The sequence below is a fragment of the Pseudomonas sp. MWU13-2105 genome (assembly GCF_023242315.1).
Lineage (GTDB): Bacteria > Pseudomonadota > Gammaproteobacteria > Pseudomonadales > Pseudomonadaceae > Aquipseudomonas.
The window spans coordinates 41,797-56,376 of the sequence record NZ_JALLIY010000013.1 but is presented as its reverse complement, the minus strand read 5'-3'; the positions used below and the strand labels follow the sequence as shown (position 1 = coordinate 56,376).

Annotated in this window: 10 protein-coding genes; 6 read left to right on the top strand and 4 right to left on the bottom strand. The window is 60.0% G+C overall.

Features of this window, described 5'->3' with window-relative positions:
• Nucleotides 1–108: 108 nt before the first annotated feature.
• From M5B96_RS19690 to M5B96_RS19680, 3 genes are all read left to right on the top strand, one after another.
• Nucleotides 109–1,635 carry an efflux transporter outer membrane subunit gene (locus tag M5B96_RS19690; RefSeq protein ID WP_248798453.1) on the top strand — a complete coding sequence of 509 codons (1,527 nt, stop codon included), beginning with the start codon at nucleotides 109–111 and terminating at the stop codon, nucleotides 1,633–1,635.
• A 100-nt stretch (nucleotides 1,636–1,735) separates the two neighbouring features.
• Nucleotides 1,736–2,845 carry an efflux RND transporter periplasmic adaptor subunit gene (locus tag M5B96_RS19685; protein WP_248798730.1) on the top strand — a complete coding sequence of 370 codons (1,110 nt, stop codon included), beginning with the start codon at nucleotides 1,736–1,738 and terminating at the stop codon, nucleotides 2,843–2,845.
• A 12-nt stretch (nucleotides 2,846–2,857) separates the two neighbouring features.
• Nucleotides 2,858–5,917 carry an efflux RND transporter permease subunit gene (locus M5B96_RS19680; RefSeq protein WP_248798445.1) on the top strand — a complete coding sequence of 1,020 codons (3,060 nt, stop codon included), beginning with the start codon at nucleotides 2,858–2,860 and terminating at the stop codon, nucleotides 5,915–5,917.
• A 57-nt stretch (nucleotides 5,918–5,974) separates the two neighbouring features.
• Here the strand turns inward: M5B96_RS19680 and M5B96_RS19675 are convergent, their stop codons facing one another.
• The gene (locus M5B96_RS19675) at nucleotides 5,975–6,844 is read right to left on the bottom strand and encodes a LysR family transcriptional regulator (protein WP_248798443.1); all 870 of its coding nucleotides are present in this window, start codon (nucleotides 6,842–6,844) and stop codon (nucleotides 5,975–5,977) included.
• Between the two features lie 109 nt (nucleotides 6,845–6,953).
• Here M5B96_RS19675 and M5B96_RS19670 point away from each other — a divergent pair, with 109 nt between their 5' ends.
• On the top strand, nucleotides 6,954–8,015 hold the full coding sequence (locus tag M5B96_RS19670; RefSeq protein WP_248798442.1) for an alkene reductase: 1,062 nt from the start codon (nucleotides 6,954–6,956) through the stop codon (nucleotides 8,013–8,015).
• Between the two features lie 50 nt (nucleotides 8,016–8,065).
• On the opposite strand, the gene M5B96_RS19665 is transcribed toward M5B96_RS19670, so the two are convergent.
• The gene (locus M5B96_RS19665) at nucleotides 8,066–9,367 is read right to left on the bottom strand and encodes an MFS transporter (RefSeq protein ID WP_248798440.1); all 1,302 of its coding nucleotides are present in this window, start codon (nucleotides 9,365–9,367) and stop codon (nucleotides 8,066–8,068) included.
• A gap of 251 nt (nucleotides 9,368–9,618) precedes the next feature.
• Here M5B96_RS19665 and M5B96_RS19660 point away from each other — a divergent pair, with 251 nt between their 5' ends.
• Nucleotides 9,619–10,359 (top strand): NAD(P)H-dependent oxidoreductase, encoded by a 741-nt coding sequence (locus M5B96_RS19660; RefSeq protein ID WP_248798439.1) that lies wholly within the window; start codon nucleotides 9,619–9,621, stop codon nucleotides 10,357–10,359.
• 39 nt (nucleotides 10,360–10,398) lie between these two features.
• Here the strand turns inward: M5B96_RS19660 and M5B96_RS19655 are convergent, their stop codons facing one another.
• The gene (locus M5B96_RS19655) at nucleotides 10,399–11,274 is read right to left on the bottom strand and encodes a DNA/RNA non-specific endonuclease (protein ID WP_248798438.1); all 876 of its coding nucleotides are present in this window, start codon (nucleotides 11,272–11,274) and stop codon (nucleotides 10,399–10,401) included.
• Nucleotides 11,275–11,544: 270 nt separating this feature from the next.
• Between M5B96_RS19655 and M5B96_RS19650 the strand changes: the two genes are divergently transcribed.
• Nucleotides 11,545–12,846 (top strand): NRAMP family divalent metal transporter, encoded by a 1,302-nt coding sequence (locus M5B96_RS19650; protein WP_248798437.1) that lies wholly within the window; start codon nucleotides 11,545–11,547, stop codon nucleotides 12,844–12,846.
• Nucleotides 12,847–12,968: 122 nt separating this feature from the next.
• On the opposite strand, the gene M5B96_RS19645 is transcribed toward M5B96_RS19650, so the two are convergent.
• Complete coding sequence (locus M5B96_RS19645) at nucleotides 12,969–14,537, bottom strand: sensor domain-containing diguanylate cyclase (RefSeq protein WP_248798436.1); 1,569 nt, start codon at nucleotides 14,535–14,537, stop codon at nucleotides 12,969–12,971.
• Nucleotides 14,538–14,580: the final 43 nt, after the last annotated feature.

Sequence of the window (14,580 nt, the reverse complement as noted above, 5' to 3'; positions counted from 1 at the left end):
CGGCGTCGCCCTCCTCCCGAAGTTTGCGTATAAATCATCGTTAAAGCAGGCAAAGGGCACAGGCTTGATCTATTCATACAACTAACTGATCGATCAATTAGAGAGCCCATGAAAGAGCAATCCCAGCGGCAGGCGACTTCTCGCACCTGGCAGGTTCTTGCGCCTGCGAGTGTGTTTTGTGCCGTCATGCTCGCGGGCTGTGCCGTAGGGCCGGACTTTGTTCGGCCTGGCGTCGCCAAGGATGCCGGCTATGCGCGGGATACACTGACAACGCCCACCGCCTCGGCCGATGTGGCGGCAGGAGGCGCGGCACAAAAACTGGTCGAGGGCATGGATATCCCCGGCCAATGGTGGACGCTGTTCCGTTCGCCGGCCCTCAACGCGCTGGTGGAAGAGGCGCTGAAGGCCAATTCGGATGTAGCCGCCGCGCAAGCGGCCCTCCACCAGGCCAATGAACTGGCGTACGCCGAGCAGTCTTCGTTGTTTCCCTCCCTGAGTGCCAATGCGTCCAGGACACGACAGCTGCCGTCGACCGCCAACACTTTTGGTCTGCCCGCGAAGATTCTCACCGTCAATTCGGCATCGCTGAGCGTCTCTTACGATGCCGACGTGTTCGGCGGCGGCCGTCGCCAGATTGAAGCGTCCACGGCCCAGGCCGAGTATGAGCGCTACCAACTGGAGGCAACCTACCTGACGCTGACCTCGAATGTCGTCAACACGGCCATCACCCTGGCGTCCCTGCGCGATCAGGTAAGCGCCACCCAGGAACTCATCCGCTTGCAGAGCGATCAGCTTGAGCTCCTGCAGTCGCGACGGCGGCTGGGGGCGATCGCCAATACCGACGTGCTCGCGCAGCAGGCGGCACTTGCGCAAACCCGCGCGACCTTGCCGCCCCTGCAGAAGCAGCTCGCACAAACCCGCAACCAACTGATGGCCTATCTCGGCCGTTTTCCCAATCAGGATCAGGGCGAGCGTTTCGACCTGGCCTCGCTCCATCTGCCAGAGCAGCTACCGCTCAGCCTACCCTCGAGCATCGTCGAGCAGCGACCGGATGTGCGCTCCGCCGAGGCGCAACTGCATCAGGCCAGCGCCAATATCGGCGTGGCCATTGCCAATCAACTGCCGCAATTCAGCATCAGCGGAACACTGGGCTCCAGTGCGCTGAGCGGTACCCGGCTGTTTTCGTCGGGGACCGGGTTCTGGAGTCTCGCCGGCTCGGTCAGCCAGACGATCTTCGACGCCGGCACCCTTAAACATCGCAAGCAGGCCGCCGTAGCCGCCTATGATGAATCGGCCGCACGCTATCGCGGCACCGTGATCAGCGCCTTCCAGGATGTCGCCAACGCACTCAGGGCACTGCAAGCCGACGCTGACACACTCAACCAGCAAGTGCAGGCCGAACAGGCTGCCCACGAAAGCCTGGCACTGACCCAGGCGCAGTTCCAACTGGGTGCCGTGGCCTATCTGAATCTGTTGACCGCGCAACAGACCTATCAGAACGCGGTACTCACCCGCGTCAGGGCGCAAAGTGCCCGCTACAGCGACACCACCGCTCTCTTCCAGGCACTGGGCGGTGGCTGGTGGAACCGAACCGATGTGGCCCCTGCCTCCGTAGGAAGCCCCGACCGTTATTGAAACAGTGAGAAAAACCATGGCCGACGCCAAGATCGCCGCTTCCCCATCGACCCCGCCAAACGAGCCCGGCGGTGCCCGTAAACGACGGTTGCTCAAGCCTATGCTCGTCATGATCGGGGTGGTGCTGGTGATCGTCGCGATCATCGCCGGCGTGAAATTCAGCCAGATATCGAAGCTGATCGCCCAATCAAAAGTCCCGCTGCCACCGGCCGTGGTCACAATCATCCGGGCCGAGTTCGCCGATTGGCAGCCTAGCGTTTCCGCCGTGGGCTCGATGAAGGCGGTACGGGGCGTCGATGTCACCACCGAGGTCGGCGGCATCGTTCGCACCATCGGCTTCAAACCGGGCCAGCAAGTGGCGACCGCCGACCTGCTGGTCCAGTTGAACGCGGACTCGGATATCGCCTTGCTTCACTCGCTCGAAGCCACCGCCAACCTGGCCGCCACGGTGCTCAAGCGCGACAAGGCGCAACTGGCGGTGAACGCGGTGTCCCAGGCCCAGGTCGATGCGGACGACGCCGACCTGAAAGCGAAAATGGCGGCGGCAGAGCAGCAACGGGCGTTGCTGGCGAAGAAAACCATCCACGCGCCCTTTGCCGGAAAGATCGGGATCACCAGTGTCAACCCCGGTCAATTCCTCAACCCCGGCGACAAGATCGCGACCCTGCAAACCTTCAACCCCATCTACATCGACTTCAACGTACCGCAAGCGCAGCTGGTGGCGATTTCCCTCGGCCAGGCGGTCGCGGTCACGGCTGGCGGCCTGCCCGGGCAGACCTTCGCCGGCAAGGTCACGGCCATCGACACCAGGTTCGATCCGACCACACGCAACATTGTCGTTGAAGCCACCGTCGAGAATCCGAAACAAAGCCTGGTGCCTGGCATGTTCGCCCAGGCCGTCGTGGAGTCCGGCGCCAAGCAGCGCTACCTCACCGTGCCACAAACCGCCGTCACCTATAACCCTTATGGAACAACGGTCTTTATCGCCATACAGAAGAGCGACCAGGGCAACGAGGTGCTTACCGCGCAGCAAACGTTCATCAAAGCCGGGCCAACCCGCGGTGATCAGGTGGCCATCCTGTCCGGCGTGAAGGAAGGTGACCAGGTGATCACCAGTGGCCAGATGAAACTCAAGAACGGTTCACCGGTGAAAATCGACAGCCAGGGTGCGCCGTTGAACGACGCCTCCCCGACGCCACAAGAACAATAGGTCCGCGCGCCCATGAAACTCACCGATATCTTCATCAAGCGACCGGTCTGGGCCGTTGTCGTCTCGATGTTTATCCTGATACTGGGCCTGCGATCGATCTTCGGGCTACCGGTCAACCAGTGGCCGCACACCGAAAACACGGTGGTCACCATCACCACCAGCTACTACGGTGCGGACTCAGCCACAGTCGCCGGCTTTACCACGCAACCGCTCGAAGCGGCCATTGCCCAGGCGCAGGGCATCGACTACCTGTCCTCCTCGAGCATTACCGGGCTCTCGACCATTACCGCGACCCTGCGGCTCAACTACGACTCCAGCAAGGCACTGACAGAAATCAACACCCAGATCAACTCGGTCAAGAACCAGCTTCCGCCCCAGGTGCAGGAGCCGGTGCTCTCGGTGGCGGTTGGGCAGACCACGGACGCCATGTACCTGGGCTTCTACAGCGATGTGCTGCCGACGAACAACATCACCGACTACCTGTTGCGGGTCGTCAAGCCCAAGCTCGACTCGATCGAAGGTGTACAGACCGCCGAGATCCTCGGTGGGCGCCAATTCGCCATGCGCGCCTGGCTGGACCCGGGCAAGCTGGCCGCCCACAGCGTTTCGGCGCAGGACGTCGCCACTGCCTTGGCAAACAACAACTACCTGTCGGCCCTGGGCTCAACCAAAGGACAGATGGTCACGGTCGACCTGACCGCCGGCACCGACCTGCACAGCGTGGAGGAATTCAAACAGCTGGTCGTCAAGCAGAACGGCGATGCACTGGTACATCTGGCAGATGTGGCCACCGTCACCCTCGGCGCGGAAAGCTACGACACCAGCGTCGCCTTCTCCGGCAAGCGCTCGGTGTTCATCGGCATCAAAGTGGCGCCCAATGCAAACATCCTGACAGTCGCCGCCAGCGTCAGGAAGGCCTTCCCCGACCTGCAATCGCAACTGCCGAGCGGTGTCAGAGGCGAGATCGTCTATGACTCCACGGAGTTCATCAATACCTCGATCTACGAGGTGGTGAAGACCCTGGCCGAGGCCATGATCATCGTCTCGATCGTCATCTATCTGTTCCTCGGCTCATTTCGCGCGGTGATCGTGCCACTGGTGGCGATACCGCTGTCACTGATCGGGACCTTCTTCATCATGTTCCTGCTGGGTTACTCGATCAATCTGCTGACCCTGCTGGCACTGGTACTGGCGATCGGCCTGGTGGTCGATGACGCGATTATCGTGGTCGAGAACGTCGACCGCCATATCAAGGAAGAAGGCAAAGGTGTACTGGAGGCCGCCATGACCGCCGCCAGGGAGCTAGGCGGTCCGATCGTCGCCATGACCGTGGTGTTGATCGCCGCGTACGTCCCCATCGGACTGCGCACCGGCCTGACCGGTGCATTGTTCAAGGAGTTCTGTTTCTCGTTGGCCGGTGCCGTGACCGTGTCCGCCGTGGTGGCACTGAGCCTCTCGCCGATGATGACCTCACGGCTGTTCAAATCAGGGCAGGAAGAGGGTCGATTTGCGCGCCTGCTGGATCGCTATTTCGACCGCTTACGCAAACGATATCACCGGATACTGGGCGCCGGGCTGGACAGCTGGCCGGTGCTGGTCACCTTTGGTTTTATCCTGTTCCTGTTGGTGGCCGCCAGCGGCATGACCGCCAAGAGCGAACTGTCGCCGACCGAAGACCAGGGGCTGGTGTTCATGCAGGTCAAGGGGGCGCCGACAGCCTCCCCGCAGCAGATGGAACGGCTGGCTGACCAGGCCTTCCAGATCGCCAAAACCGAACCCGAGTACGCGCAGATGTTCCAACTGACCGGGGTGCCTTCGCTCAACTCCGGGCTTGGTGGCGTGCTGCTCAAGCCCTGGGGCGAGCGCAGTCGTTCGCAGGCAGAATTGATACTGGATCTGCAACAGAAGTGGAACCAGGTAGCCGGCGCCAAGATGGCGGCCTTTCCACTGCCGTCGCTGCCGGGCGCCCAAGGCTTGCCGGTACAGTTTGTCATTACCACCACGGAGTCGGTCGAAAACTTGAATGAAGTGGCCCAGGCGGTCATGGCCGAGGCTCAGAAGCAGCAGCTGTTCTGGTTCTCCGACCTGGACCTGAAGATCGACAAGCCGCAGGCCAAGTTGATCGTCGATCGTGACAAGATCGCGACCCTGGGGATGACCCAGGCCGACGTCGGCGCGGCCCTCTCGGCGGCGCTGGGTGGCAATTACGTGAACTACTTCTCCACCGCCGGGCGCTCGTACAAAGTCATTCCCCAGGTCCTGCAGGTCGACCGTCTGAACCCCGAGCAGATTCTCGATTACTACATTCGCACGCCCTCCGGGGCAATGATCCAGGCGCGCACAGTGGCGCATATCGAGACGTCGACCGAGGCTGAGTCGATCAACCACTTCCAGCAGCTCAACTCGGCTACCCTCTCGGGCGTGAGTGGCTTGTCCCAGGGTGAGCTGCTGACGAAACTTGACAGCATCCTCAACCAGGTCGCCCCTTCGGGGTACACCTCCGATGCATCCGGTGAGTCGCGTCAGTTCATCCAGGAGTCGGGCGGCTTTGTCGGCCTGCTGCTGTTTTCCATCCTGATCGTCTATCTGGCGCTGGCCTTCCAGTTCGAGAGCTACCGCGACCCCGTGGTGATCCTGTTTTCGGTGCCACCGGCGCTCTTCGGCGCACTGGCGTTCATCACCATGGGCTTTGCCTCGATCAACGTGTACACGCAAGTGGGCCTGGTGACGTTGCTCGGGTTGATCACCAAACACGGGATTCTGATCGTGCAGTTTGCCAACGAACTGCAACGCGCCGGCCGCAGCAAGCGCGAGGCCATCGAAGAAGCCGCGGCGGTACGCCTGCGACCGATCCTGATGACCACCGCGGCCATGGTGTTGGGCGTGGTGCCGTTGGTCTGGGCCTCAGGTGCCGGCGCGGCCGGGCGTCACGACATGGGCCTGGTGATCTTCGCCGGCCTCTCGATCGGGACTTTGCTGACGCTGTTCATGGTACCGGCCATGTACCTGTTCATTGGCACCACTCACCATCAGGAGGCGCCAGAGCGAACGCTTTCTACACCTGCAACATGACGATCAGGAGGCGCTGCGGCATGGGTCTTTGACGGGCTGAGCGCTTCATCACCCGAGTCACTCCAGTCTTGCCCGAAGGAATTCGATGAAACGCTGGGTCTTGGCCGGCAGCAAGCGGGTCTCGGTCACGGCATAAACCGTCACCGGCTTGCCCTGCCATTCGGGCATGACACGACGCAGTTGGCCATTACGCAGTTCATCGGCAATGATTTTCTCGTTCATCAGCACGATGCCCTGGTCGAGCACAGCCAGCCGCCGCAGCATCCCGACGCTGTTGACCATAAAGCGCCCTCCTACCCCTACCGAGAAGGTTTGTACGCCATCAGTCAGCGTCCAGGCCCCGGCCTTCTGAATATTCAGGCACTGATGCCGTTCGAGATCATCCGGTGTGCCGGGCACGCCCGACACTTCAAGATAACGCGGCGAGGCGTACAAATAGGACACCAGGGTGGCCAAAGGTCGTGCGATCAGCTGCGAGTCTTGTGATTCGCCAATCCGAATGGCGACGTCGAAGGGCTCGCTCACCAGGTCGACACGCCGGGAGGTCAGGTCCAGATCGAAGGTGATCCCCGGATAGAGGCCGGCAAACTCGGTGATCAAGGGCGCCAGGTAAGTGACCGCGAAATCCACGGGGAATGAGACCCGCAATACCCCGCTGGGTTGCGCAAGCATCTCGCCAAGCTGCTCATGGGCCAGCCGGGCCTCATCGACAATTCGCTTGCAGCGCTCGAAGTAGATCTGCCCGGCCTCGGTCACCTCGACCTTGCGCGTGGTCCGATGCAGGAGCCGCAAACCGATCGCCTTCTCCAGTGCACTGATGCGCCGTGACAGGGTGGAGTTCGGCATGCCCAGCACCTCGGCCGCCCCGCGAAATCCTTTGGCTTTGACGACCTCGACAAACAACGCCATATCGTTCAGAAGTTCCACGCCAACTGCTCCATATTTGGATCAATCAAATCCAAAAGACCATATTTATCCCATAAACAATAAAGCTGATGATGCGTCTCCAGCAACACACACTTTCGAGGATCGGATCATGAGCTCACTCTTCAGCCCCATACACGTCGCCAACGCCACCTTTTCAAACCGCCTGGTCATGGCGCCCATGACACGCAGCCGCGCGGAGTTCGATGGTACCCCAGGGGAACTGGCGGCCGAATATTATGCCCAGCGCGCCAGCGTCGGCCTGATTGTTACCGAGGGTACACAGCCGTCCGACGATGGTCAGGGCTACCTCACCACACCGGGCATCTATAGCGATGCCCATGTGGCCGGTTGGAAGAAAATCACCGCGGCGGTACACGCCCACGGTGGGCATATTTTTATCCAGCTGATGCATGCCGGTCGCATGTCCCACCCCGATAACACGCCCCATCATCGCCAGGGCGTGGCACCGTCCGCCATCGCACCCAATACGCCCATGTTCACCGTCAAAGGCATGCAGGACATCCCGGTACCACGGGCGTTGAGCACCGAGGAAGTGCGTCAGACCGTCGCTGATTTGCGCTTCGCCGCGCGCCGGGCCGTTGAAGCCGGGGCCGACGGCGTTGAAATCCATGGCGCCAACGCCTACCTGGTCCAGCAGTTCCTGGCCCCCAGCGCCAACACCCGAACCGATGAATACGGTGGCTCTATCGAGAACCGCGCACGCTTTGCGATTGATGTCACGACCGCCATCGCCGAAGAAATCGGTGCCGAAAAAACCGCCATCCGCCTCTCGCCGGGTATCACGATGTGGGGCATTGATGAGGGCGAAGAAGGTCCGCACCTCTATCGCTACCTGGTGGCCGAACTGAACAAGCTGGGCCTTGCTTACCTCCACGTCCTGCACCAGGGCAACGACTCGCTGCTGGCGGACATCCGCAAGACCTGGAGCAACACCCTGATTGTGAATCGCCCGGGCCGCCCACGGGAGCAGATTGGCGCCGACCTGGCTGCCGGGCTTGCGGACATGGAGGCCTACGGCCAGATGGTTCTGGCCAACCCGGACTTTGTCGAGCGCTTGAAGGCTGATGCGCCGCTGAACAAGGCGGACAACACCACCTTCTTCGGCGGTACCCAGAAGGGATACACCGACTACCTGGCCTTGAGCGTTTGAAGGCAACGAAAGGAAACAGCCAGGGCATCCTGTTGCCCTGGCTTGCCCCGTCAGACCGGAGACTGCGAGTGCGCCACCGACTTTTTCAGCATCACCGGTATCGACAAGGCAATCAGCGCGGCAATCAGACAGAGCAGCCCGGCGATGAAAAACGCCGGCGTGTAGGTGGCCAGCAAGGTCCGTGTCAGCCCGGCGCCGTAGGCGGCAAAGGCCGCGCCCAGTTGATGGCCGGCAAACACCCAACCGAAGACGATATTGGCCCGCTCGCCGCCGAACTTCTGCGCCACCAGCTTGACCGTGGGCGGTACGGTGGCGATCCAGTCCAGGCCATAAAGCACGGCGAAAAACGACAGGCCGAACACAGTGAAGTCGGTAAACGGCAGGAGCATCAGCGAGATGCCGCGCAAACCGTAATACCAGAACAGCAGCCAGCGGTTATCAAAACGATCCGACAGCCAGCCCGAGCCCACGGTGCCGAAAAAGTCGAAGATGCCCATCATCGCCAGGATACCGGCCGCACTGGTGGCGACCAGGCCGAAGTCGCCGCACATGCTGATGAAGTGGGTCTGGATCAGCCCGTTGGTGCTGGCACCGCAGACGAAGAACGTCAGGAACAACACCCAGAACGTCCAACTGCCCGATACGTCGCGCAGCACCTTCAGCGGGCTGATCAGCATTTGCAACAGACTGCCGCGCTGGGCGGGTGCCGGCAATACCTCCTTCTCCCCGTACAGCGGCAAGTGCAGGTCCACCGGACGATCGCGCAGCAAGGCCAGTACTGCCAGCACGACCACCGCCATGGCGCAGCAAATAAAGCTCAGCGCCAAGCGCCAGCCATAGTGCTCCGTCAAGGACGCCATCAGTGGCATGAACAGCAGTTGGCCGGTGGCGGAGCTGGCCGACAGCAACCCGACCACCAGGCCGCGACGATGGGAAAACCAGCGGGTCGCCACCGTGGCTCCGAGCACCATGGCGGTGAGTCCCGTGCCGACGCCGACCACCACGCCCCATAACAGCACCAGTTGCCAGAAGCGGTTCATGAACATCGACCCGATCATGCCGCCCAGCACGATCACCAGCGCCACCAGCACCACCCGGCGCAGGCCGAAGTAGTTCATGAAAGCTGCCGCGAACGGCCCCATCAGCCCGTACAGCATGAAACGAATCGCCAGGGCCCCGGATATCTGCGCGCTGCTCCAGCCAAACTCGTGCTCCAGGGGCACGATAAATACCCCCGGCGCCCCCATGGCGCCGGCCATCACCAGCATGGTCAGGAAGGTGACGGCGGCCACCACCCAGCCATAGTGAACCTGGCGCCGCGCCAGGCGATTTGCGACCAATGTAGACAGCATGGAGTGTTCCTTAGGCTTGCGGGACGTGCCGCATCTCGTCGGGGGAAGGACAGAATAGATTAGTTACAATCTTTATTTAATAGATGTTTTACATAATCTATTTTGAGCTGACAAGGCCCTCGCCTCAATAACAGGGAGGATCGGCATCCTGTTTTTCTGATCTTATGCGAGGCGAGCACGCCCCGACCCTGTAGGAAACAGAGCCGGCTCGATGTCCTGCACAAAGTCACGGGTCACAACAATTGGACTTTATGAGCACGCAGCTGACTTGCTCTCTCGACCATGCTCACTATCGTCTTGAAGAGCTCGTCGTTGCTCACCATGCTCGTCACTCCCTCACCCACGGGATAGCGGCTCGAATTGGCGAAGGAATCTCAACAGAGGATCACCGCAGTACCTATGACATCGCGGACCTCTACGGTGAAGGGTTCGATCCGCGACTCACCGCTGGCGACCTGGCGGTTCACCATAATGAGGGGCTACCGCCCCCAGATATCCGTGCTGAACAGCAACGAATTGAGCGCGCGGATGCACTGGTCCTTGTCTACCCGGTTTACTGGTGGTCGATGCCAGCCCTGCTTAAAGGCTGGATTGATCGTGTGTTCTCGAATGGATGGGCATTCGAATTCCGCCCAGACGCGCCATTGATAAAGAAACTGGGTCATCTGCCCATTCATTTATTGGGGGTGGGCGGGGCAGATCCGGGGACCTACAGCCGGCATGGTTATGCGGCTGCGATGAGAACCCACATTGACCATGGCATCTTCAACTACTGCGGCGCCAAGGTAATAACGTCGGAACTCATGCTTGAGTCTGAAACAGCCAAGCTGCTGGAGAGCCATCTTTATGAGGGCTCGCAAACACTGGGTGAATCCATGCACTATGGAGTTTCAGTGACTGACTCATGCCTGGGATGGGGCGATACCGAAGCCCTTTTGACCCGAGCGGCAACGGCGTTGGCCAGAGCCAAACCGTTGATGAAAGTCGGCTGACCCTGTTTCAGAACGCTCTGGAAAACAGACGCTCAACACTCAAGAACGAACCACCGAGCCCGAAACAGGCAGTTGATCCAGCAGCTTGAGCCCGGTGGTTTTCACGAACGTCTCATAGTCCATCGGCTTTTCGATGCGGGTTTCCGCGTTCGGCAGTACATAGGCCCAGGCGCGCCTGGACGATACGTCGTAGACCAGCTTGAACAAGCGGGTGGGCACCCAGACCTGATCCTCGCCAATGGTGCCATGGCCCTCGTCAAAGATCGGACCGGTGAAAACGAACACATTGCCCTCGGCCCGCATCGCGAACTTCCGGACATCTGCCTCGACCTTGCTCCAGATCTTGCGGTTATTGGTGGGGTCTTGCGGAACCATGTTCGACAGCGCGAAGGACTGCGCCATGGCATTCGGATTCGGCGCATCGGCCGCCGGTGCCTGATGGCCACGATCCACGGCCGGGTGTTGGGCCCGGTAGTCGCTCAGTTCTGCCCGCGCGCCCTTGGGAATGCGCGGGTCCGGGTAGAACTGGTTGGTACGCTCCTCGCCCTTGGCGTCCTTGAGCTGGGCCGCGCTCAGGCGCTCGACCACCACCAACGGCGTCTTGCTGGTTTGCGAGTACAGTACTGCAAAGCTGTCGGAGCACAGGGCCATGGGCTTCATGGTGGCCGGCACACTGGCCATGCTGATCGGCCTGGCCCCGGGGAACAGGTCGGCACAGCCGTCGAACGAGGCCTGCTGCTGTTGGCTCGAATAGAGCTCGATTGCCGCGTTCTGGCTGATGGAGCCCGAGCGATGCCCTTGCTTCTCGTGCTGGCCGGGCGGATCGATAAGGTCCAGCAGGTTGCGCGCTTGGGCGCCGCCGGTCGAGAGCAACACAAGGGCGGACAGCCCCACTGCGATATGGCGTAGGTTCATGCTTGGATTCTTCGGATTGGAATGCGGAAATACAGATGACAAAGCCCTCTGGACGAGGGCTTGGAGGGGCGTTTTACGCGTTATGAGCGGAAATTGCCAGTGATGGAACCAAACGCCCGGACCAGCCAACGGCCAGGGCGCGGCAGCGCCAGGCGGAATCAGACCTGACGGTTATTTGATTGCTTTGACATCCAGGCCTATCGCCGGTAGAAGGCGTTCATCTTGGGCTGCGACACTCAGTCCCCCCTACTCCCGTCTTGAGGTGTATCAATGGACGTCAAAGGCACTCCCCGAGCGAATGTCTTTCGGACGCTTTGGTGGCGTCTGAAAGAACATCCCTTGTCCAAGCTCGGGCCCGGGCTGATCACCGGCGTGGCCGACGACGACCCCAGCGGCATCGCCACCTACTCGCAGGCAGGCGCTCAATTCGGCCTGAACATGCTCTGGACGATGCCACTGACCTTTCCGTTGATGGCCGCCGTGCAATTGATGTGCGCAAACCTGGGCAGGGTGACCGGCAAGGGACTGGCCGCCAACATCAAGACGGCCTTTCCCCCGCTCGTGCTCCAGGGCGTGGTCCTGCTACTGCTTGTCGCCAATACACTGAACATTGCCGCCGACGTCGCCGCCATGGGCGAAGTGGCGGAGCTGGTCAGCGGCGTCAACCGGCACCTCATGACCGCCATCTTCGTGTTCGGGACCCTGGCACTGCAGATGTTTATCCCATACCACCGCTACGTCATGTTCCTGAAGTGGCTGACGCTTTCGCTGCTGGCTTACGCCGCCGTACTGTTTACGGTGCATATTCCGTGGCAGCAGGTTGCCTTGCACACGGTCTGGCCCCAATTCACCCCGGATGCCAGCGCCGCGGCAGTCGTCGTGGCGCTTTTCGGCACGACCATCAGCCCTTATCTGTTTTTCTGGCAGACCTCCGAAGAGGTCGAGGACATGCAGAAAAAACCCCACGGAGCACCGCTCAATCAGGACTCGCGTACCGCCCGCAAGGAACTGCAACGCATTCGCTGGGACACCTGGAGCGGCATGCTCTACTCCAATATCACGGCCTACTTCATCATTCTCGCCACGGCCGTAACCCTCAATGTGGCGGGGCTGACCGACATCAATACCGCGGCGCAAGCCGCCAGCGCATTACGGCCACTGGCTGGCGACTTCGCCTACCTGCTGTTTGCCCTTGGCATACTCGGCGTCGGCATGATCGGCGTGCCCGTGCTGGCGGGCTCCGGCGCCTACGCCCTGTCCGAAGCGATGGGCTGGAACGAAGGCCTCGAACGCAAAGTGCGCGACGCCCGAGGCTTTTACAGCATCATCGCCATCAGCGTGCTCGCCGCGCTCGCCATCCAGTACTCGCCCATCAGTCCCATGAAAGCTCTGTTCTGGAGCGCCGTAATCAACGGGGTCGTGGCCGTGCCACTGATGGTCGTGATCATCCTCCTGGTGTCGAAGAAATCGGTGATGGGAGCGTTCACGGTGAGCAGGCCGTTGATTGTCCTGGGCTGGATTGCGACGGCGGTGATGGCGACGGCGGCGCTGGCGATGTTTGTGCCGGGGTAAATCAGACTGTTGAAAGGCCGCCTGGTCACTACTCAAGCGTGGCCAGGATCCCACCGCTGCAATGACCGTCAGCCCGTGACCTGGGCGCGACGGTCTTGCGCACGACACCATCCGTATTCAGCTCAAGCCGGGGTATCGGATAGATGATTGGAAATGACCGTGCGATTTCTGCCGCTGGTTTTGGCGATGTACAGTGCCCTGTCAGCGATATCGATCAAAGTCTCAGGGGTGTCCGTTCTTGAGCCTGATAAGGCACCGATGCCCACGCTGATGGTGACGACTTTGGCCGGGGATTCGCTGTGCTGGATCGAACAGCTTTCCAATTCAGTGCGAATTCTCTCGGCGATGATAAAGGCACCAACATAGTCGGTGTTCAAAAGTACGATGGCAAACTTCTCGCCGCCGTACCTGGCGGCCAGGTCACCTTCCCGAGTGATATTTCTGCTGATGATAGCACTCACTGTTTTCAAACACTCATCGCCCTGCACATGGCCATATTGGTCATTGTATTTCTTGAACAGATCGACATCGATCATGATCAGGGCTATATCATCGGGTCTTCGTCTTACCTTATTGATTTCCGTGTTGATAAACAGGTCGAACTTGCGACGATTGGGCAGCCCGGTCAGTCCATCCTCAAGCGCCTGCTGCCCGAGCGCCTTGTTGGCCTCGATATAGTTTGCTTCAGAACGCTGCAATTCCTTTTGCAGTTGCAGCTGCTGGTTCATCAGTCGTATCAGTCGATAGCCAAGAAAACTGAGAATCAACAGCAACACCGATGATATGAGAAAGCTGGCAAAGGATTCGCTGCGCCAGTCCGCCAGTATTTCATTTCTATCAAAGGCCGCAATCACTACAAGCGGGTAACCATTGACCCGTTGAAAACTGATGACCCGCTCGGCATTGTCAATAAATGACCTAATGGTGGCGGTACCCGAGCTGACCCCGGGCGTCAACAGGGCAAATACCTCGCCCGTGGAAATATCAGTACCGATATCAATCTCGCGAAAGGGTTTGCGCACGACGATATGCCCCGTTGAGGAGGTCAGATTGATAATGCCATTGCCCCCCATGTCGATCCCCTCATAGAGGTTGAGAAAATACTTGAGATAGATCGTCGCCAGGGTCACCCCGGCAAAACTGCCGTCAGGGTGGTTGAGTCGCCGCGAGATGGTGATAACCCATTCATTGGTTGAACGACTGCGGATTGCCGGGCCGATATAGGGTGCTGAACTGACATGCTCGCGATGGTAGATAAAATAATCGCGATCCGAGTTATTGACCCCGTAGGGGATGGCGCCGTTGGAATTGAATAACCAGCGCCCCTGCTCATCATAAATAAAGAAACCATGTACTTGCGGCAGGCTTTTTTGTTGGTTTTTCAGTATGCCGCCCAAGCGTTCCAGGGTCTGCGCCCCGGTGCCTTCAACTTCCACTTGCCCCTGGATACCCAAGATCACGGTGTCGGCTTGAGTCAGTGTTGCCGCGATGTTGGATGACAAGGTCTTGGACAGGTTTGACATCTCGACTTCTTTGTCATGCAGGTGATACTCCAGCGAGTTGAACACCCCCCAGAGGCTGATTGCGATCAATGAGATACACACCACCGCCACAAAAAGCACCACATGGCCGACCTTGAGTTTGGCATCGGCCCACTCGCCTTTGAGAAACGAGGTCGCTTTTGTGATCATGAAACCCTTCCATGTGGTTGAAATGATGACTTGCAGTTTATGC